General features: G+C 63.4%; 21 protein-coding genes and 1 riboswitch. Of the genes, 9 read left to right on the top strand and 12 right to left on the bottom strand.

Features of this window, described 5'->3' with window-relative positions:
• Positions 1–157 precede the first annotated feature (157 nt).
• From NKH03_RS09345 to NKH03_RS09330, 4 genes are all read left to right on the top strand, one after another.
• Entirely contained in the window at positions 158–1123 is a 966-nt protein-coding gene (locus NKH03_RS09345) for a sugar-binding transcriptional regulator (RefSeq protein WP_352968169.1), read from the top strand.
• Positions 1124–1213: 90 nt separating this feature from the next.
• Positions 1214–3268, top strand: coding sequence for a bifunctional aldolase/short-chain dehydrogenase (locus NKH03_RS09340; protein ID WP_352968168.1), 2055 nt, complete (start codon positions 1214–1216; stop codon positions 3266–3268).
• Between the two features lie 115 nt (positions 3269–3383).
• Positions 3384–3644 (top strand): type II toxin-antitoxin system ParD family antitoxin, encoded by a 261-nt coding sequence (locus NKH03_RS09335; RefSeq protein WP_502913498.1) that lies wholly within the window; start codon positions 3384–3386, stop codon positions 3642–3644.
• The gene (locus tag NKH03_RS09330; protein WP_352968166.1) at positions 3637–3924 is read left to right on the top strand and encodes a type II toxin-antitoxin system RelE/ParE family toxin; all 288 of its coding nucleotides are present in this window, start codon (positions 3637–3639) and stop codon (positions 3922–3924) included. Before NKH03_RS09335 ends, NKH03_RS09330 begins: the two co-directional genes overlap by 8 nt.
• Positions 3925–3939: 15 nt before the next feature.
• Here NKH03_RS09330 and NKH03_RS09325 read toward each other — a convergent pair whose 3' ends face one another.
• From NKH03_RS09325 to NKH03_RS09310, 4 genes are all read right to left on the bottom strand, one after another.
• The gene (locus NKH03_RS09325; protein ID WP_352968165.1) at positions 3940–4785 is read right to left on the bottom strand and encodes an acyl-CoA thioester hydrolase/BAAT C-terminal domain-containing protein; all 846 of its coding nucleotides are present in this window, start codon (positions 4783–4785) and stop codon (positions 3940–3942) included.
• A gap of 104 nt (positions 4786–4889) precedes the next feature.
• Positions 4890–5942: a substrate-binding domain-containing protein gene (locus NKH03_RS09320; protein WP_352968164.1), complete on the bottom strand. Its 1053-nt coding sequence runs from the start codon at positions 5940–5942 to the stop codon at positions 4890–4892.
• 49 nt (positions 5943–5991) lie between these two features.
• Positions 5992–6987 carry an ABC transporter permease gene (locus NKH03_RS09315; RefSeq protein WP_352968163.1) on the bottom strand — a complete coding sequence of 332 codons (996 nt, stop codon included), beginning with the start codon at positions 6985–6987 and terminating at the stop codon, positions 5992–5994.
• Between the two features lie 80 nt (positions 6988–7067).
• Positions 7068–8579, bottom strand: coding sequence for a sugar ABC transporter ATP-binding protein (locus tag NKH03_RS09310; protein WP_352968162.1), 1512 nt, complete (start codon positions 8577–8579; stop codon positions 7068–7070).
• 135 nt (positions 8580–8714) lie between these two features.
• Between NKH03_RS09310 and mtnK the strand changes: the two genes are divergently transcribed.
• Together mtnK and mtnA are read left to right on the top strand one after the other, a co-directional pair.
• Positions 8715–9989: an S-methyl-5-thioribose kinase gene (gene mtnK / locus NKH03_RS09305; protein ID WP_352968161.1), complete on the top strand. Its 1275-nt coding sequence runs from the start codon at positions 8715–8717 to the stop codon at positions 9987–9989.
• Complete coding sequence (gene mtnA, locus NKH03_RS09300) at positions 9986–11080, top strand: S-methyl-5-thioribose-1-phosphate isomerase (RefSeq protein ID WP_352968160.1); 1095 nt, start codon at positions 9986–9988, stop codon at positions 11078–11080. The genes mtnK and mtnA overlap by 4 nt, the downstream gene beginning before the upstream one ends.
• A gap of 18 nt (positions 11081–11098) precedes the next feature.
• Here mtnA and NKH03_RS09295 read toward each other — a convergent pair whose 3' ends face one another.
• Entirely contained in the window at positions 11099–11638 is a 540-nt protein-coding gene (locus NKH03_RS09295) for an Lrp/AsnC family transcriptional regulator (protein WP_352968159.1), read from the bottom strand.
• Positions 11639–11686: 48 nt separating this feature from the next.
• Here NKH03_RS09295 and NKH03_RS09290 point away from each other — a divergent pair, with 48 nt between their 5' ends.
• From NKH03_RS09290 to fba, 3 genes are all read left to right on the top strand, one after another.
• The gene (locus NKH03_RS09290) at positions 11687–12862 is read left to right on the top strand and encodes an MFS transporter (RefSeq protein ID WP_352968158.1); all 1176 of its coding nucleotides are present in this window, start codon (positions 11687–11689) and stop codon (positions 12860–12862) included.
• A gap of 66 nt (positions 12863–12928) precedes the next feature.
• Positions 12929–13128: riboswitch (FMN riboswitch) on the top strand.
• A gap of 76 nt (positions 13129–13204) precedes the next feature.
• Positions 13205–13678, top strand: coding sequence for a 6,7-dimethyl-8-ribityllumazine synthase (locus NKH03_RS09285; protein WP_352968157.1), 474 nt, complete (start codon positions 13205–13207; stop codon positions 13676–13678).
• A 163-nt stretch (positions 13679–13841) separates the two neighbouring features.
• A complete protein-coding gene (gene fba / locus NKH03_RS09280; protein WP_352968156.1) occupies positions 13842–14906 on the top strand; it encodes a class II fructose-bisphosphate aldolase in 1065 nt (354 codons plus the stop codon).
• Positions 14907–15029: 123 nt separating this feature from the next.
• Here fba and NKH03_RS09275 read toward each other — a convergent pair whose 3' ends face one another.
• The 7 genes from NKH03_RS09275 to ftsZ form a co-directional block, all read right to left on the bottom strand.
• On the bottom strand, positions 15030–16352 hold the full coding sequence (locus NKH03_RS09275) for an amylo-alpha-1,6-glucosidase (RefSeq protein WP_352968155.1): 1323 nt from the start codon (positions 16350–16352) through the stop codon (positions 15030–15032).
• A 21-nt stretch (positions 16353–16373) separates the two neighbouring features.
• Positions 16374–17414: an ABC transporter ATP-binding protein gene (locus NKH03_RS09270; protein WP_352867195.1), complete on the bottom strand. Its 1041-nt coding sequence runs from the start codon at positions 17412–17414 to the stop codon at positions 16374–16376.
• A gap of 21 nt (positions 17415–17435) precedes the next feature.
• A complete protein-coding gene (locus NKH03_RS09265; protein WP_352968154.1) occupies positions 17436–18281 on the bottom strand; it encodes a carbohydrate ABC transporter permease in 846 nt (281 codons plus the stop codon).
• A complete protein-coding gene (locus NKH03_RS09260; protein WP_502913497.1) occupies positions 18278–19129 on the bottom strand; it encodes a carbohydrate ABC transporter permease in 852 nt (283 codons plus the stop codon). The genes NKH03_RS09265 and NKH03_RS09260 overlap by 4 nt, the downstream gene beginning before the upstream one ends.
• An 82-nt stretch (positions 19130–19211) precedes the next feature.
• Complete coding sequence (locus NKH03_RS09255) at positions 19212–20480, bottom strand: ABC transporter substrate-binding protein (RefSeq protein ID WP_352968152.1); 1269 nt, start codon at positions 20478–20480, stop codon at positions 19212–19214.
• A gap of 39 nt (positions 20481–20519) precedes the next feature.
• Positions 20520–21563: a substrate-binding domain-containing protein gene (locus tag NKH03_RS09250; protein ID WP_352875547.1), complete on the bottom strand. Its 1044-nt coding sequence runs from the start codon at positions 21561–21563 to the stop codon at positions 20520–20522.
• A 225-nt stretch (positions 21564–21788) separates the two neighbouring features.
• Positions 21789–22826, bottom strand: a complete 1038-nt coding sequence (gene ftsZ / locus NKH03_RS09245; protein ID WP_352968151.1) for a cell division protein FtsZ — start codon at positions 22824–22826, stop codon at positions 21789–21791.
• Positions 22827–23013 lie beyond the last annotated feature (187 nt).

Here is a 23013-nt window from a genome sequence, read left to right as displayed (position 1 = left end):
TAATCTCAGGCTCGGGCCGCGTCACCATCAACGATGCCCCGTTGAAGCGCATTTGGCGCAATGATGATCCAGATTTGCCGCGCCAAAGGGCATCGCATACCCTTGTCCAGTTTGACTTTTGTCGAGAGCCGTGAATAATGTCAGCCGAGGAGACGGCATGGCGATCAGACCGGCAGAACAACTTATCCACAAGGCCGCCTGGCTCTATTATGCCCATGGCCTGCGGCAGGACCAGGTGGCAAGCCAGCTTAACATTTCCCGTGCCTCGGTCGCCATGTATCTGCGCAAGGCGCGCGAGACCGGCATCGTCAACATCTCGACCTCCACCCAACTTTTCACCGACGATGTGCTGGCACGTAAGGTCGAGGATGTGCTGGGTCTCGACGCCGTCTGGATCGCGCCGGAAAACGACCATATCGCCGACCCATCGACGGAAATCGCCGTGCTGGCGGCAAGCGTCTTTCTCGAACTGGTCAAGAAGGGCGACCGGATCGGCGTCGCCTGGGGCCGCACCGTCTACATGATCGCCGACATCATGTCCTATGCCGACCTGCAGGATGTCACGGTGGTGCAGCTCTGCGGCAATCTCGGCGCGCCCTATTCCTATCGGCCCGATCAATGCACGATGGAGATCGCGCGGCGCCTCAACGCCAAGGGGCTCAACTTCTACGCACCGCTGGTGCTGTCGACGGAAGAGCTGGCACGCGCGCTGCGGGCCGAACCGGTGATCCGCGAACAATTGTCGGGCGTCGGTGAATGCGATCTGGCGCTGTACTCGGTCGGCGCGGTCGACGCCGACAGCCACCTCGTCAAATGCGGCGCGCTGACACGAAGTGAAATGACGGAGTTGCGCGGCCGAGGCGCCGCCGGCGTCATTGCCGGGCAGATCATCGACGCCGACGGCAAGGTGCTCGACTGCAGTTATAACAGGCGGGTGATTTCCGCCGAGCTTGCCTCGCTGCGTGCCATCGCCCGGCGGCTGATGGTCGTGCAGGAGGACAGCAAGTTCGAACCGCTGCTCGCGGCGATCGCCGGCGGCCTTTGCACGCATCTGGTGGTCGGCGCGCGCATGGCGCAGCGGCTCTTGGATCATGCGGCCGCCGCGACAGAAAAGGCCTCCTAGGAAACACCATCTCCGCCGCCGGCGCATTGTCATCAAAGCGTCGCGGCATTCCTGTTTCACCATCAAAGACAGCAACCGGACGAAGCGAACATGAAGAACCTGTGGAATGACGAAGCCGCCGAAAGGCTCGTTGCCGACTATGCAAAGAAGGGTGTCGGCCGCGACCTGGCCTTGCGCGTCTACACGACCCGGCTGCTGGGCGGCGAACCAAGGCTGGTCCTGCATGGCGGCGGCAACACCTCCTGCAAGACGACGGCCACCGATCTTGTCGGTGACGAATGGGATGTGCTGTGCGTCAAGGGCAGTGGCTGGGACATGGGCGTCATCGAACCGCAGGGCTTGCCGGCGGTCAAACTCAAGCCGCTGCTCAAGGCGCGCGCGCTGAACAGATTGGCCGACGAGGACATGGTTGCCCTGCAACGCGTGAACCTGATCGATCCGTCATCGCCCAACCCCTCGGTCGAGACGCTGCTGCATGCCTTCCTGCCGCACAAATTCGTCGACCACACGCACTCGACCGCCATCTTGGCCATCGTCGACCAGGAAGATTCGAAGCCGCTGGTGAAGACGGTGTTCGGCAGCAAGATGGGCTATGTGCCCTACATCATGCCCGGCTTCGACCTCGCCAAGGCGGCGGCCGACATCTTCGACGCCGACCCCACGGTCGAGGGCCTGATCCTCGACAAGCACGGCATCTTCACCTTCGGCGACGATGCCAAACAAGCCTACGACCGGATGATCCATTATGTGAACGTCGCCGAGGACTTCATTGCCGCAAGTGGCAAGCCCAAGGCAGCAAAGCAGCCCCTGCCGGCAAGGCTCGCGACACCAGCGTCCATTGCGCCGACGCTTCGCGGCGCCGTCGCCGTGGCACGCGGCGAAGGCCGCTTCGACCGCATGATCAGCGACTTCCGCACTTCGGACGCAATCGTCGATTTCATCAATTCGGCCGAGATTGCCGACTATGCCGGACGCGGCGTGTCGACGCCCGATCTGTCGATCCGCATCAAGACGGGACCGATGGCGCTGCCGGCGCCCGATGCCGACAAGGCCGACGACTACAAGGCCGTGATCAAGGACCACGTCGAAGCCTTCGCCAAGGACTACCGCGCCTATTTCGAAACCAATGACGCGCTCGACGACGTCAAGCGCACCATGCTCGACCAGATGCCACGGCTGACGCTGGTGCCGGGCCTCGGCATGTTCGGCCATGGCCGCACGCTGAAGGACGCGAAGATCGCGTCCGATGTCGGCGAAATGTGGATCGAGGCGGTACGCGGCGCCGAGGCGGTCGGGCGATTTCATCCGCTCTCCAAGGCCGATCTGTTCCCGCTGGAATACTGGTCGCTGGAACAGGCCAAGCTCGCCTCCAACAAGCCGAAGCCGCTGACCGGCCAGGTGGTGCTGATCACCGGCGGCGCCGGCGCGATCGGTGCGGCGACAGCAAAACTGTTCGCCGACAATGGCGCCCAAGCCGTCGTCGTCGATCTCGACGCCGAAAAGGCCACCGAGGCCGCCAAGAAAGCCGGCAACAATTCGATCGGCGTCGCCGCCGACATCACCGATCCGGCACAGGTGCGCGCCGCCTTCGACAGAGCGGTCGCCGTGTTCGGCGGTGTCGACATCCTGGTGTCAAATGCCGGTGCCGCTTGGGAAGGCCGCATCGGCGAGCTCGACGACGCGCTTCTGCGCAGGAGTTTCGAACTCAACTTCTTCGCCCACCAGTCGGTGGCGCAGAACGCCGTGCGCATCATGCTCGAACAGGGCACCGGCGGCGTGCTGTTGTTCAACACCTCAAAGCAGGCGGTCAATCCCGGCCCGAAGTTCGGCGCCTATGGCGTGCCGAAGGCGGCGACGCTGTTCCTGTCCAGGCAATACGCGCTCGACTATGGCGCGCACGGCATCCGTTCCAACGCCGTCAACGCCGACCGCATCCGCTCGGGCCTTTTGACCGACGCCATGATCGCCAGCCGTTCGGGCGCGCGCGGCGTGTCGGAGAAGGACTACATGTCCGGCAATCTGCTCGGCCAGGAAGTGACGGCACAGGACGTGGCGCAGGCGTTCCTGCATCACGCGCTGGCTGATCGCACCACCGCCGACGTGACGACGGTCGATGGCGGCAACATCGCGGCGGCACTGCGGTAGGGAATCTTGTCTTAATCACCCTGCTGCCTCGAGGCAGCGGGGTGAGCCCGAATCCTAACAAATATTGTTAGTTCTTGTGATCCGTGATACATTGGTTGGCATGAAAACCGAACCGATGCGTACCCTTACCATATCCCTCACCCCTCAGCAGGTTGCTCGCCTGCAAAGCGCCGTCGAAGGCGGAGGTTATGCCTCCAACAGCGAGATTGTTCGCGACGCCCTTCGTCTGTGGGAGCAGCGCGAAGAATTGCGAGCCTTGGAACTTGAACATTTGAAACGGGCCTATGCCGACGGCATGGCCAGCGGCAAGCCGGTGGAAGTCGAACCCGCTGAGTTTATACGCGGCCTGAAGGCAGAACGCCGCGCTCGTGGCTAGATATCGGCTCACACCACGCGCCTCGCAGGATTTGCGAGATATCTGGCACACCATAGCAATCGACAATGAAAAAGCGGCGGACAAGCTGCTGATGCGCATTTTTGACAAGCTGGGATTGGCGGCTCAACACTCCAAGATGGGCACCGCCCGGCCCGAATTGAGCGCAACGGCCCGTGTGCTCATAGAAGGCCGTTATGTCGTCATTTACGAACCGCAATCGGATGGCATCCTAGTCGTGGCGATTGTCCACGGGATGCGCGATCCGGAACACTGGCTGTAGCCCGAAACCGGTCTGCTACAGCAGTTCCCGGATGCCTTCCCAAGCCTTTCTGCCAAGCCTTGAATCAGCCTCGTCATTGCCGCCATGCGCATGCAGTGCCGAGCGTGGAGTGTTTTCGCCTGGCAGGAGAATGCGGTGACCCGCATCCGGCGATGAAACGAGACGGGTGACCTTACCGGCTTCGCCGCGCCGCCGAACAATCTCCGTGGCGAACCACAGGGAGGGCCACAGCGCGTCATCGCCACCTGCGACAAGCAGAATCTCGGCCGATGCGGTCTCAACGGGGATGGTCGCCGCCTTTGCTTCCCGTTCGAAGGCTTTCAAACAATGCTCGAAGTGTTCTCGGTAGGACACAAGGCCATCCACATACTCTCGGCCCCAATTCGGGTCCGTCGGCACAAACGGCAGGGGAATACCGTCGAGCGACCATGAGGATCGTTCAGGCCAGCTGACGCCATCCCGGCCCGCACCGATATTTCCCCAAACCACCGATGACGGGCTGATAGCGACCACAGCGTTGATGCGCTGGTCATGGACCGCCGCAAGCAGTGATGCCTCGGCACCCTTGGATGTGCCGACATAGACGATGCGTCGGCATCCTGTTTCAATGAGATAATCGGTTGCCGCAAAGAAGGTTTCGAGGGGAATTTCGCATATTCCGGGAGCCTGGTCCTCACCGCCAAACCACTGCAAAGCCAAGGCTGAAGAACCCTCGTTTGCAAAGAGCCGTGCGCGCCCGACATCGACGCGGCCGCTCGATCCACCCAACACCACGACACCGGTGGTGGCCTGCGGGCATCGAAGCAATGTTCCGGCGACGGCGCCGGACAGGTCTTCCTCGATTACCGCCTGTGCTTCCATATACGCACCGAACCTTGGGCCGGCACCTACGAGCCAGCTCTACAAATATTCGGCAAGAAGGCCACCTGCAACAAGCTGCTGCAAGCGGCCTTCGATAGCGACGCCTACTTCGCGTTCGGGTTCGGCATCCAGGCCGGCATCGCGACATCGGCATGGGCGAACTGCGGCAGCTTGGCCGACAGGTCCTCCATGTTCTTGATGTCCTTGTCGATGAGGTCCTTCTGCGTGATCAGCGTTGGCGGCACAACGACGTTGTGGCCGGGGTCCTCACCGGCCAGCAGCTGTGCCAGCGCGCGCACCGAGACCTGGCCAACGACGGCCGGGTTGGTGGCGGCCGTGGCAGCCCAGGCGCTGTCGGGCTCGCGCATCGCTGATATATCGGACGTCGAGATATCGGCCGAATAGATCTTGATGCCCTTGTTGAGGCCCGCCTCGTCGACGGCGATCTTCACGCCCTTGGCGAATTCGTCATAGGGCGCGAACATCACCTTGATGTCGGAGTGAGCCGACAGCACCGAGCGCGCCTGGTTGGCGACCGAATTGGCGATCGGATTGTCGAGCGTGCCGAACATCGCGACTTCCTTGATGCCGGCATACTTCTTCTTCACGTCGACCCAGGTCTCGTTGCGGCGGTCGAGCGGCGCAATGCCGGCGACATAGACATAGCCGGCATTCCAGCTCTCGCCATTGTCCTTGACGGCCTGTTCGAGGGCGAGGCGCGCCAAGTCGCGGTCGGACTGTTCGACCTGCGGGATCTTGGGGTTCTCGACGTTGACGTCGAAAGCCACCACCTTGATGCCTGCGTCGACCGCACGCTGCGCGGCGTCCTTCATCGATTCCGTCAGACCGTGCTGGATGATGATGCCCTGCACGCCGAGCGCGATGGCCTGATCGACCATATCGGATTGAAGGGCAGCATCCTGGCGGCTGTCGAGCACGCGCAGGTCGATGCCGAGCGCCTTCGACTGTGCTTCGACGCCCGAGAGATAGGCCTGGAAGAAATCACCGGTCGAGAGATAACGCACCAGCGCGATCTTGACGCCGGGCTTGTCGAATGGCGCCGGCTTGTCCGCGGCAAAAGCCGGGACCTGCATCAGCATGGTCGCGCCGGCCAATCCGAGCGCCACCTTCCCTAGAAGTCTTCTTGTAATGCTCACTTTGTTTTCCTCCACTCTTGTTGAACCCAAAATCCTGTTCCGGTCGAAACTACCTCCTGCCCCTGCCCGAGAGCGCAAAGGTGAAGACAAGGGCGACGACCAGAACCACGCCCTTGACGAAATCCTGCGTGTAGTAAGGCGCGTTCATCATCGTCAGGCCTTGCAGCAAGATGCCGACGAACAGCGCGCCGATGGCGGTGCCGAAGGCGTTCGGCTTGGCGGCGCCGAGCACCGCGTAGCCGATCAGCGCCGCGGCAACCGCATCGAGCAGCAGATTATTACCCGAGGCGATGTCGCCGCGTCCAAGCCGGGCGGCGAGCAAAATGCCGCCGATCGAGGCAAAAACTCCTGAAATAACGTAGGCCCAGATCTTGTATGCCTTGACAGGCGCGCCGGCGAGTTCGGCGGCGCGCTCGTTGCTGCCGACCGCATACATCATGCGGCCGAAGCGGGTGTATTCGAGGAAGAACCAGATCAGCACGGCGAGCACGAGCAGCACGACGACCGACACCGGAATGAGGTTGGGAATGAAGAAATCGAAGCGGTGGCGGCCAAGCGCCAGGAAGGCGTCGCTGAACTTGCCATTGGCGACCGAACCGTCCGGCATCGTCATGCCGGTTGCGATCGAGCGGCCTTCGGTCGGGATGCGCTGCAGGCCGACGAGCAGGAACATCATGCCGAGCGTCGCCAGGAGATCGGGCACGCGCATATAGACGATCAGCCAGCCGTTGATCAGGCCGACAATGGCGCCGATCAGCAGGCAGACGACGACCGCGACGAGAGCGTTCTGCTCCAGCACCACCATGACATAGGCCGCCGCCATCATGGCTGATGTGGCGACCGAGCCGATCGACAGGTCGAAGCCGCCGACGACGAGCGTGGCGGTGACGCCGAGCGCCAACACGCCGGTGATGGCAACCGACTGGAAGATGAAGACGGCACTTTGCGGCGAGACGAAACCGCCGGCGGCGATCGCGAAATAGGCGACGAGCCCGAACAGGAGCACGATGAAGCCGTAGCGGATGGCGTGGTCGCGCAACGTCATTCAGCGCTCCCGCGCGCTGGTGCCGTCTTTACCCAACTCGAACCCATGGTCTCTCCGTTCCAATTCATATTACGCGCTCTTCAGGCGGCGCTGTGCAGCGGTCCGCCGGCGACCTCGGCCAGCAGGCGATCGAGATCGACGTCGGCATTGCGGTGCTCGCCGACGATGGTGTGCTCCGACATCACCAGGATGCGGTCGGCGGTCTCCAGCGCCTCGTCGAGTTCGGTGACGAACAGCAGCGTGGCGCGGCCGTTTGCACTGGCCCTGAGCTTGGCGGCAATGTCGCGCCTGGCGGAAATGTCGACGCCCTGAAACGGCTCGTCCAGAATGAACAGTCTGGCATCCTGGGCCATCCAGCGGGCGACCATCACCTTCTGCTGGTTGCCGCCGGACAACTCCGACATTTCGTCCTTCTCGGAGCGGCAGACGATGCCCAGTTCCTGGATTTGCCGGCGCGCGGTAGCGCGTTCCAGACGGCGCCTGAGAACAGCGAAACGTGACATGCGCTTGTGAAACGGCAGGCTGATATTTTCCTGGATGTTGAAGCCGCCGACGATGCCGTTCTCGCCGCGATCCTTGGCGACGAGGAACACGCCGGCGGCGATCGCCTCGCCGGCCGATCGCGGCGCATAAGGCTTGCCGTTCATACTCATGGTGCCGGCGAGCGGCTTGCGCACGCCAAACAGTGTCTCGGCGAGCGCCGTCTTGCCAACGCCGACGAGGCCGGTGATCGCAACGACCTCGCCGTCGCCGAGCGTCAGCGAGATCGGCTTGGCACCCTGCGCGATGCGCAGGCCCTCGATGTTCAGGATTGCCTTGGCCGAATTCCTGACAACGATCTGGTCGAGATGGATCTTGCGGCCGAGCATGGCGTTGACCGCGCCTTCATAGTCGAGCGGCTTCTTGTCGAAAATGCCTGAGATGATCCCGTCGCGCATGGAGACGATGCGGTCGGCAAGCCGCCTGATATCCGACATGCGATGCGAGATGTAGAGGATCGCCACGCCTTGCTCGCGCAGCCTGTCGATCAGCGCAAACAGCCGATCGGCCTCGGTGCTGGAGAGCGATGAGGTCGGCTCGTCGAGGATCAGCACTTTCGGCTGGTGCGCCAGCGCGCGGGCAATCGCCACCATCTGGCGATCGGCCAGCGAAAGATCGCTCACCCGCGCCTTCAAATCGATGGCCAACCCCATGCGGTCGGCGACTGTCTTGGCCTCCCGACGCACGCGGACCGGATTGAACAGGGTCGGCGCGCCTTTGCCGCTCAGCCTGTCGAGGGTCAAATTGGTGGCGACGTCGAGATCGGCGACGACACCGTCGTTGATGTTCTGGTGAACGGTGACGACGCCGGCGCGGATCGCCTCAGCCGGGGTTTTCGGTGCAAAATCCTGGTCGGCGAGCGCCATCGTGCCGCCGCCGCGCTCGTAGACGCCGCTGATGATCTTGACGAGGGTGGACTTGCCGGCGCCGTTGGCGCCCATCAGGACGGTCGCTTCGCCCGCATGCAATTCGAGCGAGACGCCGCCAAGCACCTCGTTATGGCCAAAGGATTTCCTCAGTCCCTCTACGCGGAACACGGCATTGCCGACCATGCGTTCCTCCCTGACATGACGCTATGGGCTACATCGGCAATTGTCAACACGATTGACAATTGCCAGATCGCTTCCTAGCTTGGCCCGGCCGCCATGCCTCAATTATATTCGGAGGGCATATGCGGGAGGATCACGATGACTGAAGAATTGCCGTTCGAAGCACTGTCGGTGGAGACCTTGGCGGCCCGCCTCGGCATGAACGAGGCGCTGTGCGCGAAGATCGGCAAGGACACGACACGCTGGAAGGTCCGCGAGGTCGGTGACGGCAATCTCAACCTGGTGTTCATCGTCGAAGGCGCCAGCGGTGCCGCGGTGGTCAAGCAGGCCCTGCCCTATGTCCGCCTGGTCGGCGACAGCTGGCCGCTGCCGCTGAAGCGCTCCTTCTTCGAATATCATGCGCTGACAAGGCAAGAAGCACGCGCGCCCGGATCGGTGCCGGCCATCCATCATTTCGATGAACGCCAGGCGCTGATCATCATGGAATATCTTGCGCCGCCGCACGTCATCCTGCGGCGGGCGCTGATCGAAGGCCGGCAGCTGCCGAACATTGCCCGAGATATCGGCCTGTTCATGGCTCGCACGCTGTTTCGCGGCTCCGACCTGCACATGGCGGCCAAGGACCGCAAGGCGGACCTGGCGCTGTTCGCCGACAATGTCGAACTCTGCGACATCACCGAGAACCTGGTGTTTTCCGACCCCTATTTCGACGCCAAGATGAACCGGCATACCTCGCCGCAGCTCGACGGCCTCGTCGCAGAACTGCGCGCCGACCGCGACCTCAAGGTCGAGGCGCAGCGGCTGAAGCACATCTTCGCCGCCAATGCCGAAACGCTGCTGCATGGCGACCTGCATTCCGGTTCGATCATGGTCACCGATAGCGAAACCCGGATGATCGATCCGGAATTCGCTTTCTATGGTCCAATGGCCTTCGACGTCGGCATGCTGCTCGCCAATTTCTGGATGTCATTCTTCTCGCAGCGCGGCCACGAGCAGGAGGGCAAGCGCGATGCCATGCGCGCCTATCTGCTCGGTGTGACAGTCGAGACTTGGTCAGTGTTCCGCGCCGAGTTCTCCCATCTGTGGCGCACCGAACGCACCGGCATGCTCTACCAAAAGAGCCTGTTCGAGGATCAGGGCGACAGGCTCGGTGCCGAGCAGGCGCTCGACCATGTACTGCACCAGATCTGGACCGACCTGCTCGGCTTTGCCGGCATCGAGGTTCACCGGCGCATCCTCGGCCTCGCCCACAATGCCGATTTCGAGACCATTGCCGACGAGGATTTGCGCGCCAGTTGTGAGGCAAAGGCGCTAAAATTCGGCCGTCACATCGCCGTCAACCGGCGCCAGATCCACAGCATCGACGAGGTCAACAATCTGGCCGCGCTGATCGAACAGGAGAGCAGCATTTGAACGTCGGCGACCGCCACTATCGCACCATCTGGCTGAGCGACGACGGGCGTTCGGTGGAGATCATCGATCAGCGCTGGCTGCCGCATGATTTCCGCATAGAGACGATCGGCACGGTTGCCGGCATCGCCACCGCCATCCGCGATATGTGGGTGCGCGGCGCGCCGTTGATCGGCGTCACCGCAGCCTATGGTGTCGCCATGCAGATGGCCGACGATGCGTCGGATGCAGCGCTCGACGCCGTCTGGGAGACCTTGCACGAGACGCGTCCGACAGCGATCAATCTGCGCTGGGCGCTGGACGAGATGCGGCGCTTCCTCAAGCCGCTGCCAACGGAACAACGCGCCGAAGCCGCCTATCGCCGCGCCAAAGAAATCGCCGACGAAGATGTCGGGCTCAACCGCGCGATCGGCGAGAACGGTCTCGCCATCATCAAGGCGATCGCGGCGCGCAAGCAGCAGGGCGAGCCGGTCAACATCCTGACCCATTGCAATGCCGGCTGGCTGGCCACCGTCGATTATGGCACCGCCACCGCGCCGATCTACCTGGCCACGGAGGCCGGGATTCCGGTCCACGTCTATGTCGATGAAACACGGCCGCGCAACCAGGGCGCCCAGCTGACCGCCTGGGAGATGGCCGGCCACGGCGTGCCGCACACGCTGATCGTCGACAATGCCGGCGGCCATCTGATGCAGCGCGGCGAGATCGACATGGTCATCGTCGGCACCGACCGCACCACCGCCGACGGCGATGTCTGCAACAAGATCGGCACCTATCTCAAGGCACTCGCCGCCGCCGACAATGATGTGCCGTTCTATGTCGCGCTGCCGTCGCCGACCATCGACTGGACGGTGCATGACGGTCTGGCCGAAATCCCGATCGAGCAGCGCTCGGCCGACGAAGTGTCGCTGGTCTGGGGCAAGACCGCTGCCGGCGAGATCGCTCAGGTCCGCATTTCGCCGGAGACGACGCCGGCGGCGAACCCGGCCTTCGACGTGACGCCGGCGCGGCTGGTGACCGGGCTGATCACCGAACGCGGCGTCGCCAAGGCGTCGCGCGAGGGCCTGAAGGCGATGTTTCCCGAGCGCGGGTAAGAGCCGACCGTCGAACCCCTAATACAGCGGCTTGGCCATATGCCTTGGCGTTGGCCACTCTGTGGTGGTGCCGGGCTGCACCGGCCGCTCGAGATAGGTCGACAGCACCACGTAACTGCGCGTCGAGGTGACGCCAGGCGTTTCGTAGAGGCGCGACAGCAACCCTTCGAGCGCCCTGGTGTCTTCGGTGCGGACCTTGAGCAGCATGCAGCTGTCGCCGGCAACCGAATGGATCTCCTCGACTTCCGGATACTCCGAGACTGCCATCAGTTCCGGGGTCTTTCCCCAGCCCTTGGTGTCGATATGGACAAAGGCAAGCAAAGGCTTTTTCACCGCCCGGGGATCGATGATCGCCGCGGTGTTGCGGATGGCGCCGCTGCGCCGAAGGCGTTTGACCCGCTCATGCGCGGCAGGAGGCGACAAGCCCACGCGATCGCCGAGTTCGGCGTAGCTGATCGTGGCGTCATCGACCAGGACGCCTAATATTCTTCGGTCTATCGCGTCGAGGTCGCGGGCCACAGCCTTGTTCTGCGGAATACCATCTGTTTCTTCATCCATGGCTAATTTCCCGATTGCAGCTGAATAAAATACGGCGATTATGACGATATGTCGAACGCGGATCAAGTTGCACCATTGGCGCCAAGCGCCCGAGCCCCTATCCCGGCGCTTGCTTACCTGCTGACCGGATGCATCGCCGTCATCGGCTCGAACTCGCTTGTGCTGGGCCCGATAGCCCCAGCCGTGGCCGCGTCGTTCGGTACCAGCGTGCCGGCCGTGATGATCGCGGCGGCCGCGTTCGGCCTCGGCACCTCCGCAAGCGCCCTGTTCCTTGCCCGCTACATCGACCGGCTCGGCGCACGCCGGATGCTGCAGGGCCCACTGTTGCTGTTGGCACTGGCGCTTGTCGCAAGTGCCGCGGCGCCAACAGTGATGATGCTGGTCGCGGCACAGTTGCTTGCCGGCATCGCTGCCGGTATCGCCATGCCGGCGATCTATGCCAGCGCCGCCGCCATCGCACCGCCGGGCAGAGAGAGCGGCACGATCGGCGTCGTGTTGACCGGATGGACGCTCAGCATGGTGGCCGGCGTCTCGCTGTCGGCCGTGCTTGCCGATCTGGTGCATTGGCGTGCCGTTTTCGCCGCAGTCGCGTTGCTGGCAATGCTTGCATGGGCGGGGCTTACAATGACGTCGCTCAGCGACATCAGGAAGGCCGGGCCGGCGCCCGCCCCGCTGGAAGCGCTCGGCATTCCCGGCATCGTGCCGCTTCTGATCGCTTGCGCCGCCTTCATGACCGCCTTCTACGGTGTCTATGGCTATCTCGGCGACCATCTTCATGTCGGGCTGGGAGAGCCGGTCAGCGCCAATGGCCTGGCGGCACTTGCCTATGGCATAGGCTTCGGCACGGCTGCTCTCCTCGATGGTGTCATCGACCGGCTGGGCGCGCGGCGCGTCATGCCATTCGCCTATCTTCTGGTCGCCGTCGTCTATGTCGCCATGGCCGCGACGAGCGACAGTTTCGGGCTAACCTTGACCATGGTGGCGGTCTGGGGACTGGCCAATCATTTCGGATTGAATGTCCTGGTGACGCGCCTGTCGGCGCTCGATCCGTCGCGGCGCGGCACGATCATGGGTTTGAACAGCGCGGTGACCTACCTCGCGGTCTTCGTCGGCACCACCAGCTTCGGGCCGCTTTATTCCAGCTTTGGTTTTGCGACATGCGCGGCCGTTGCAGCACTGCTCATGCTGATCGCCGCATCGGCGGCGGCGTGGCGCACGAGGTAGTCGAACGGGCTTGGCCCAACCTTCTCACGGTTGACAGCAGCGCCCCGCCCTTTCATACAAAGCCGTTAATGTTCTCAGGGCGGGGTGAAAGTCCCCACCGGCGGTAAGGACTCTTAGTTGCGCATGATTCCTTTCCGAAAGCCGTTCCGGTTTTCGGGGTCATGCGCGGGACCCAAGCCCGCGAGCGCTTTCCGGTTTCGGAAAGGTCAGCAGATCCGGTGTGATTCCGGAGCCGACGGTTAGAGTCCGGATGGAAGAGAACGAACGGAAGATGGACCGCCTCGGCGGGCCGGCTTGCGTATCGTGCGTCCTGATTCTGGTTCGAAACGGAAGGATGGACCCATGAATCAGCATTCCCATAAAGACTACGGAACTGTTCGCATCGCCGTCATTCGCGCGCGCTGGCATGCCGACATCGTCGACCAGTGCGTACAGGCCTTCGAGGCGGAACTGGCTGACATCGGAGGCGACCGCTTCGCCGTCGATGTCTTCGACGTGCCGGGCGCCTATGAAATTCCCCTGCATGCCAAGACCCTGGCCGGGACCGGCCGCTATGCCGCGATCCTCGGCACCGCCTTTGTCGTCAATGGAGGCATCTACCGGCATGAGTTCGTCGCCAGCGCGGTGATCGACGGCATGATGAACGTGCAGCTGTCGACCGGCGTACCGGTGCTGTCGGCGGTGCTGACCCCGCACAACTACCACGACAACGCCGAGCATCACCGCTTCTTCTTCGAACACTTCACCGTCAAGGGCAAGGAAGCGGCCAATGCCTGCGTGCAGCTCCTGGCGGCGCGGGAGTTGATCGCGGCCTAAGATCGCCAAACAGGCCGGATTTCAGCCCTGCAACAAGAATTGCGATCAAGAAGAACTCAGAAGGTTGCGGTTCCGCTGAAATCCGGCCAGAAGCATCAAGGGCCGGCCGGCGAACGGCCGGCCCGCGACGTTGCGCTTGAAACCAGATACGGGAGACTATTGGGTGGCTCGCATAACACTGAGACAATTGCTCGACCACGCCGCCGAATACGGCTACGGCGTGCCCGCTTTCAACATGAACAATATGGAACAGGGCCTCGCCATCATGGAGGCCGCCGAGGAGACCAAGTCGCCGGTCATCCTGCAGGCAAGCCGCGGCGCCCGCGCCTATGCCAATGACGTGGTGCTGGCCAACCTGATCGACGCGCTGGTCGAAATCCACCCCGACATTCCGGTCTGCATGCACCTCGACCATGGCAACAATGAAGCCACCTGCGTCACCGCCATCCAGTACGGCTTCACCTCGGTCATGATGGACGGATCTCTGAAGGAAGACGGCAAGACGCCGGCCGACTACGCCTACAATTCGGGCATCACCAAGCGCGTCGTCGACATGGCGCATTGGGGCGGCGTGTCCGTCGAAGGCGAGATCGGCGTGCTCGGCTCGCTGGAGAGCGGCGGCGGCGAGCAGGAAGACGGCCACGGCGTCGAAGGCGCCATCAGCCACGACCAGTTGCTGACCGATCCCGAGCAGGCCGTGGAATTCGCTAGGGATACCCATGTCGATGCGCTGGCGGTGGCCATGGGCACCAGCCATGGCGCCTACAAATTCTCGCGCAAGCCGGACGGCGCGGTGCTGGCCATGAACGTCATCGAGGAAATCCACCGCCGCCTGCCGAACATGCATCTGGTCATGCACGGCTCGTCCTCGGTGCCGGAGGATCTGCAGGAGATCATCAACAAATATGGCGGCCAGATGAAGCCGACCTGGGGCGTTCCGGTCGAAGAGATCCAGCGCGGCATCAAGCACGGCGTGCGCAAGATCAACATCGACACCGACAACCGCATGGCGCTGACCGGCGCGATCCGCAAGGTGCTGACCGAGAACCCGAGCGAGTTCGATCCGCGCAAATATTTGACACCAGCCATGGCTGCCATGCGCAAGCTGTGCAAGGAGCGCTTCGAACAGTTCGGCACCGCCGGCAACGCGCAGAAGATCAAGCCGCTGCCCGTCGCCGAAATGGCCAAGCGCTACAAGTCGGGCAGTCTCGATCCGAAGTTCGGGTGAGTGGCTGACGCGGCCTTCCCTTCTCCCCTTGTGGGAGAAGGTGTCACCGCAGGCGACGGATGAGGGTGTTCCAGGGAACACTAACGCCTCACTCCGCTGGAAGACCCCTCATCCGTCTCGGCGCTATCGCGCCGATCCACCTTCTCCCACAAGGGGAGAAGGCAAGAGAGGTGCCCCCCTCAAAAACTCGATCACCATCGCCGCCGTCCAGGTGAAGCGGCCGCCGCCGAGGGGCTCGCCGGTGAGTGGATCGTAATATTCGGCAAAGCCGCTTTCCCGGATCAGATCCAGGCTGGATTGCGTAATGCGCCGTGCCGCGTCATCGTGACCAGCGACGGCAAGGCCGTCCGCGATCATGTAATTGACGACCAGCCAGACAGGGCCGCGCCAGTAGCGTTTGGCGTCGAAACGTGGATCGTCGGGATCATGCGACGGCACGACGTAACGCGCCTTGGCGGCTAGGCGTTCGACGGTTGCGGCCAGCGCAGCAGTGCGAGGCCCGGGAATGGCCGCGAAGGCCGGCAGGATGCCGCCGACGGAGGCGCTGTCGACCAGTCTGCCGGTGACGCGGTCGAGGCAGAGATACTGGCCTCGCGCATCGCTCCACAGCCGCTCCATCGCCGCCAGGCCCTTTTCAGCACGGGCACGATTGGCGCGAGCAATCCCGGTTTCGCCCAGCGCCTCCGCAAGATCGGCAAGATCGGTCGAGGCGCGGATCAAAATGGCGTTGAAGCCGGGATCGACGACCTGGAATGGCGAGGCGTCATGCAGCCTGGCATTGTCCCAGCCAAGCCCGCGAAAAAGCTGCAGCAGCCAGATGTAGCGGTCGTACTGCCCTTGTGTCGGACGGTGCGCAGGGTCGGCATGCAGGATGTCGCGGCGCGTGTAGGGCTCGACACCTTCGGTCGGCACGCGCTCGAAGGCATCGTCCCAGTCGATGGAATTGTCGCGGCCGGACTCCCAGGGATGGATGATAGCGACCAGCCCCTCGCCTCTCGGGTCGCGGTTTTCGTAGAACCAGCGGTGCCAGGCGTCGATTTTCGGCAGCAGCGCGCGGGCCCGCTCCGCAGCCAATTTCTTGTCCTTTGCCCGGTCGAACAGGCGGCGTATGGCAAAGCCTGCAACAGCCGGCTGGGTTATGCCTGAAGTGGCCGTCGGGCGGCCGGTCTGCCAGACCTCCGGCCCGGGAAAATAGCCGTCACTCCAGACATGGAAGACGATGTGCGGCACCATGCCGTCCGGCCACTGATGCGCGAACAATGTCTCGATCTCGGTCCAGGCGCGCGTTTCGTCGTAGTGGGCTAGGCCGAGCGCGGTGAGGCAGGAATCCCAGTTCCACTGGAACGGATAAAGACCCTTTGTCGGGATGGTGTAGTTGCCCTGGTCGTTCTCCTTCAGCACCTCGATGGCACGGGCAATGATGTCACTAGTGGCGGAAGCGGTCATGGCAGTTCAGGGCTTTCGGTATCAAAGGGCATTGGTGGTTTCGGGATCGAACCAGCGGATGCGGTCGGGTTTGGGCGCGAGCCGCAGGTGATCGCCGACCTGGACGCCGGCATTCGAGTCCAGGATGGCGCGGAACAGGCCGCCCTCGACATCGCAGGTGACCAGCGTGTGCGGGCCGAGCGGCTCGATGACGCGCACGGTGGCGTGCAGACCCTCGCCGCCGGCATCGACGTCCTCGGGGCGGATGGCGAACTCTATTCTCTGCTTGTCCGATTTGGGGCCGGGCAGCGTCAGCCCGGCTACGGTCCAGTCTCCATTCGCGGCCTTGGTCGCCGGGATAAAATTCATCGGCGGATTGCCGATGAAGGAGCCGACGAAGCGCGCGGCCGGATTGCGGTAGACCTCGACCGGCGATGCGGCCTGGACGATGCGGCCCTGATGCATGACGGCGATGCGGTCGGCGAGACTCATCGCCTCGACCTGGTCGTGGGTGACATAGATGGTGGTGGTCTTCGAGGCGGCAAGCACGCCCTTGAGCTCGGCACGCATCTCCAGCCGCAGCAGCGCGTCTAGGTTCGACAGCGGCTCGTCCATCAGGATGACGTCGGGCTCCATGGCGAGCGCACGGGCGACGGCAACGCGCTGGCGCTGGCCGCCGGACAGCTGGCCCGAATAGCGTTTCAGCAATTGCTCGATATGCATGAGTTCGGCGGTGCGGGTGACACGACGCTCGACATCGGCCTGCGGCAATTTCTTCATGCGCAGACCGAAGGCGATGTTCTCGAACACGGTCAGGTGCGGAAAGACGGCGTAGTTCTGGAACACCATGGCGATGCCGCGGTCGCGCGGCGGCAGATGATCGACGCGGCGGCCACCAATCCAGACCTCGCCCTGGCTCGGTGTCTCCAGCCCGGCGACGATGCGCAGCAGCGTGGTCTTGCCGCAGCCAGAGGCGCCAAGCAGCACCATGAATTCCTGGTCTGATATGGTGAGGTCGACCTGATGCAGGGCGGTGAAACCGCCGAAGCGTTTTGCCACGCCCTTGATCGCTATTTCAGCCATGAGCGGTCTCCATGTCACGCGTCATCGGTTGGCGATCCCCCACATGGCGAACAGGTATTTTCGAACGGCGAAGATGAAGATCAGCGCTGGCACGACCAGTGCGGCGCCACCGGCGAATTTGAGATAGAGCGGCGATTCGCCGAGGCTTTGCAGCAGGAAGGCAGTCAGCGTGCGGTTCTCGATGGTGAGCACAGCGGCTGCGAATACCTCGTTCCAAGAGATGGTGAAGGCAAACACCGCCGAGGCGGCGATGCCCGGCAGCGCCAACGGCAGAATGACCTTGCGAAAGGCCTGCCATCGTGTGCAGCCGAGCGTCCAGGCGGCCTCCTCTAGCTCGACCGGAATGCCCGAGAACAGCGAGAAAGTGATCAGGACGGCGAACGGCAGCGCCAGCGTGGTATGGACCAGCGCCAGCCCGATGGCGGTGTCGTCGAGGCCCGTGCGGATAAACATCACCGCCAGCGGCAATGCCAGCAGCGGCAGTGGAAAGGCGCGCGTCATCAGCACCAGGAAGCGGAAGGCCTCCTTGCCCGGAAAGTCGAAGCGCGACAGCGCGTAGCCGGCCGGAGCGCCGAAGCCGATGGACAGGATCATCGTCAGGGTGGCGACGAGGACCGAGTTCCACAGTGCCCTGGCGACGCCGGCGAATTCGATGAAGAAAGACAGGCTGCCGAGATCAAAGGACGGCAAGAAGCGCTTGGGAAAGGCGGTGACCTCATCCGGTGACGACAGCGCGTTGACGATCAAGAGATAGATCGGCAGCAGCACCCAGACGCAAAGCAGGATGGCGGTGGCGATCAGCAGCCAGTCGCCGGCCTTGCGCGCATCGGTGGTCGCGGCAACCGGTGCTTGCGTGACCGCGCTCATATCCGGGCCTCCTTGGGCACCCGCAGCACACGCAGGAAAAACAGCGTGAAGCCGATCGAGATGGCGAGGATGAGCAGCGCCGAGGCGGCGGCGACATTGCGATCCTGCAGCGTGAATTGCCAGTTGTAGGTCTCGCCCATCAGCACTGGCAGATTGGTGCCGCCAAGGGCTGCGACCACGGCGAAGACCTCGAAGGCGAGGATGACGCGCAGAATGATCGCCGTCTGCAGGCTGGGGCGCAGCAATGGCAGCGTGATGCGCACAAAGCGCTGCCATGGGCTGGCGCCAAACACCTCCGCCGCCTCATAATATTCCTTGGGGATCAGGCCCATGCCTGCGACGAGGATGACCATCATGATCGCGGTGGCCCGCCAGATCTCGGCCAGCGCCACGGCGATGAAGATGGTCAGCTTGCTCTGGTAGCCGAGGAACATGATTGGCTTGTCGACGACGCCGAGGCTGGAGAGCAGCGTGTTGAGGAAGCCGGACTGGTCGAAGATAGCGAGCCAGATCAGCCCGGCGGCGAGATCGGAAATGCCGAGCGGGATGGCGAAGACATAGAGCGCGGCACTGCGCCCGGTCTCCAGCCGCGACACCACGCTCGCCATCATCAGCGCCATGCCGAGTTGGATCGGTACGACGATGGCTGCCAGCAGCAGCGTGTTGCGGACCGTGACCGGGAATTTCCAGCTGCCGGCCATGGTGCGGAAATTGTCGAGGGTGAAGGCGCCGTCGCGGGTGATCGCCTCGAAGGCGACCAGCGCGAACGGGTAGAGGAAGAAGATGCAGAGGAACAACGTCGCCGGCATCAGCAGCAGATAGGGCAGAGCCTTGCCGTGCATGGTGATGTCCTTTGCGTGCGGTGGCCATGTGCGTGCGGGTCTGGGCGCCCGAAGTGCAACAAACTCCGGGCGCCCCCTCGGGAGGATTTTAGTCGACGGGGCAAGCGCCAGTGGATGGCTTGTCGGGCGCCCAGCATGGCGCCTTGGCCTGGTCGATGAGAGCCTTGAGCACTGTTGCTTCTTCGCCGAGCACGCCATGCACGTCCTCGCCGCCGAGCACGATGCGCTCGAAACTGTCGGTATAGACCTGGTTGAATTTGCCGCCGAGGTCGCCGAGCCCCATCGGCAGCAACGCCGGCAGTGCATCGGGCGCACCGGTCATGGTGGCGATCGCCGGGCCGAAGGCCTTCACCGAGGCCGGCATGTCGTCTGGCAGTTTGACGTCGACGACCGGGAAGAAATTGGTTGCCTTGAGCGTCGCGATCTGGGTTTCCGGCTTCAGCATATAGGCGACCAGCGCCTTGGCCTTGTCGATGTCGGGCGAGGTCTTCGGAATGGCGACGCCAGCCACGACAGGCATGAAGCCGCGACCGGCGGGGCCGGCCGGCGCCGGGAAGGCAACGAATTCGTCCGGCTTCTTGTTGAAGGCGTCGGCAAGGCGCGCGACATGGTCGAACGCCACCCAGACCTCACCTGAAAGCAACGGCTCCTGCATGAAGGCGTAGTTGGTCGAATTCGGGTTGGTGTACTGCCAGAGTTCCCTGAACTTGTTCCAGGCGACCTCGGCTTCCGGTGAACGGAACTTGGTCACCATCGAGCCGGTGTAGGACGGATAGAGGAACCCCTCGAAGAAGCGGTGCTTGAGCCCCTTGGGACCGGCGGGAAAGCCGAATTTCGGCGAGCCGGTCTTCTCGGCGATGTTCTTCGACCATTCGATAAGCTGATCGTAGGTGATGGTGTTGAGATCGACGCCTGCCGGCAGATATTGCAAGGCCTGCTTGTTGGCCGCCATCAAATAGGTGGCCTGCATCCAAGGCAGGTATTTCTGCTCGCCGTTGCCGAGCATGCCGAGCTTCTTGTAGGCCTCGTTGACCTTGACGCCGCCGATATCGACGCCGGACAGATCGGCAAGGTTCGCTCCGACCGTCGAGAAATCGCCGTGCAGCCCACCCAGCAGGCCGATGGTGCCGGTGCCGGCCTGCAGTTCAGCCTGAAGGCGGGTGAGCCAGGGACCGTCCTCGGCGACCTGATAGTCGACCGGGCCGTCAAAACCTTTCAGCACCTCGTCGCGCATCTTCTGGGTTTCCTCGACCGGACGCGCCTGCGTCGACCAGAACAAAACCTGCTGGGCCTGCGCGCCGCCCGAGGCGATCGTTAACGCCAGCGCGGCGCCGATCAGTGTCTTCAATGCTTTCATCACGGTCTTCCTCCCTGGATAGGCGCCATCATTTCGGCGTCAGCTTGTTGTCCGCGGTGCGGGTCCATGGCTTGCGCGCGCAACCAGCGTCGGCCGGATCAGCCGCGTCAGCGGCTCGGCGGGCTTCTCGGCGATCACGGTGAGCAGCATGTCGGCGATCTCGCGCGCGCATTGGCGGATCGAGGCATCGAACGTGGTCAGGCCCGGTGGCGCGTAGCCCGAAGCGGCAATGTTGTCGAAACCGATGACGGAGAGGTCGCGCGGCACGCCGAGGCCCGCGCGGGCGGCCTCCTCCATCACGGTCAGAGCCAGTTCGTCGAACAGAGCGACGATGGCGGTCGGCCTGTCAGGCCGCTGCAGCATGCGGTTGACGGCCTGGATGCGGGCCTCATGGTCGAAGCGCGGCGCCGTCACCACGTCGAGCCGCACCGACGGATCGCCCCGACGGGCAATGGCTGCGGCAAGGCCGTCTTGCCGCAGATGCCGGAAGGTCATCAGCTCGGAAATCGTCACCAGGCCGAAATGGCGGTGGCCGAGATCGTAGAGCATGTCGAAAGCCTCGCCGAAGGCGTGCGCGCCGTCGGTATCGAGCCAGTTGTAGCCGAACTCGCTGTCGAGAAGCCGGCCGTGGGCAACGAATGGAAAGCCACGCTCGCGCAGATAGGCGAGCCGCTCGTCAACCTCGGCGATACGCGTGACGACAACGCCATCGGCCCGCCCGGATTCGACGACATGGCGCAGCACCGACAGTTCCGAATGGCCGAAGGCCGCGGTGGCCAGGATCAGGTCGGCGCCGTGCGACACCAGCCCTTCGCCGAGCCCGGTGACGAATTCGCCAAGGAAAGAATCGACAAGGTTCGGCCCGCGGATCGGTAGTACGAGGCCGACGAAACCACTGCGGCCGGAGACAAGCGTGCGCGCCGCGGTGTTGGGCACGTAGCCAGCCTGACGCGCCGCTTGCGCGACACGCTCGCGCGTCTTCAGCGCGATCTGTTCATGGCCGGCAAGCGCCCGCGACACCGTCGTGATCGACAGGTCGAGGCCTGCGGCAAGCTCCTTGAGCGTGATGACGCGGGTCGTCATCGCTCCTCCCTCGAACAAGTTTGAAACGTTTGTAATTGTCTTTCGCAAAATTGCAAACGTTTTAAATTTCTGGCCCTTGGATTGATCCGAGGCTAGCCTGCCTTCCACCCTGCGGTGCAGTTTCGGTCAAGTTGCAATCGAGATAAAGCTTGGCAGCGGCCACCATGCGGCCAGCCCAGGCCTCCGTGCGGTGCTACTATCGCTCCGCACTCCGAGCGGCGGATCCTACTGAAGCGTTCGCGCCGGCGGCTGGCCGGCATGGTCCCGGGGGGTGCCGGCATCGCCATCCTCTGCTCCAGAAGCACGGTCGAGGCCTGTCGCCACCACCGAGACCCTGAAGCGGCCTTCCATGCTCTTGTCGAAGATCGCGCCGACGATGATGTCGGCGTCCTCGTAGACCTCTTCGCGGATACGAGTAGCGGCCTCGTCGACCTCGAACAGGGTCATGTCCCTGCCGCCCGATATCGAGACCAGGACACCCTTGGCGCCCTTCATCGACACTTCGTCGAGCAGGGGGTTGGCGATCGCGGCTTCCGCCGCCTTCATCGCCCGGCCCTCACCGGAGGCCTCGCCGGTGCCCATCATGGCGCGGCCCATGTCGCGCATCACCGATTTGACATCGGCGAAGTCGAGATTGATCAGGCCTTCCTTGACGATGAGATCCGTGATGCAGCTGACGCCGGCATAGAGCACCCGGTCGGCGATGACGAACGCATCGGCGAAGGTGGTCTTGGCATCGGCGATCCTGAACAGGTTCTGGTTCGGGATGACGATCACCGTGTCGGCGCTCTCGCGCAGCCGCTCGATGCCCTCTTCGGCCATCTGCATGCGGCGCCGGCCTTCGAAGGTGAACGGCTTGGTGACGACACCCACCGTCAGGATGCCGGCCTTGCGCGCCGCCTGGGCGATGATGGGAGCAGCACCGGTTCCGGTGCCGCCGCCCATTCCGGCGGTTACGAAGCACATATGCGTGCCGGCCAGATGATCCATGATCTCGTCGAGCGATTCCTCGGCCGCGGCCCGGCCGATCTCGGGAAGCGATCCGGCGCCCAATCCCTCGGTGACATGAGAGCCAAGCTGGATCAGCCGCGTTGCCTTCGACATGGTCAATGCCTGGGCGTCGGTGTTGGCGGCGATGAATTCCGTGCCCTGAAGCTGCTCCGCGATCATATTGTTGACGGCATTGCCGCCGCCGCCGCCAATGCCGATGACGGTGATCTTGGGTCTCATCTCGGAGATTTCGGGCTTCTTGAACTCGGCCATGCCTGTTTCTCCTTCGCCAATTGCGCGCGCTTCACGACCCACCCTCGGACTGCCTTGGGAACATTGCAATCGAGCGGCATGACGCGAATCAGTCCGTTCGCATGGGTACCCCAAAAAGCCAGAGAGCGGCCAGAGGTGCAAGTGCGCGCAAGGTCAAGATTTGTGATGACGGTTTTGCACAGTGGAA

Source organism: Mesorhizobium sp. M1406, from assembly GCF_040317555.1.
Taxonomy (GTDB): domain Bacteria; phylum Pseudomonadota; class Alphaproteobacteria; order Rhizobiales; family Rhizobiaceae; genus Mesorhizobium.
The sequence above is the reverse complement of the archived record's forward strand: the minus strand, read 5'-3'. Positions and strand labels throughout refer to the sequence as shown.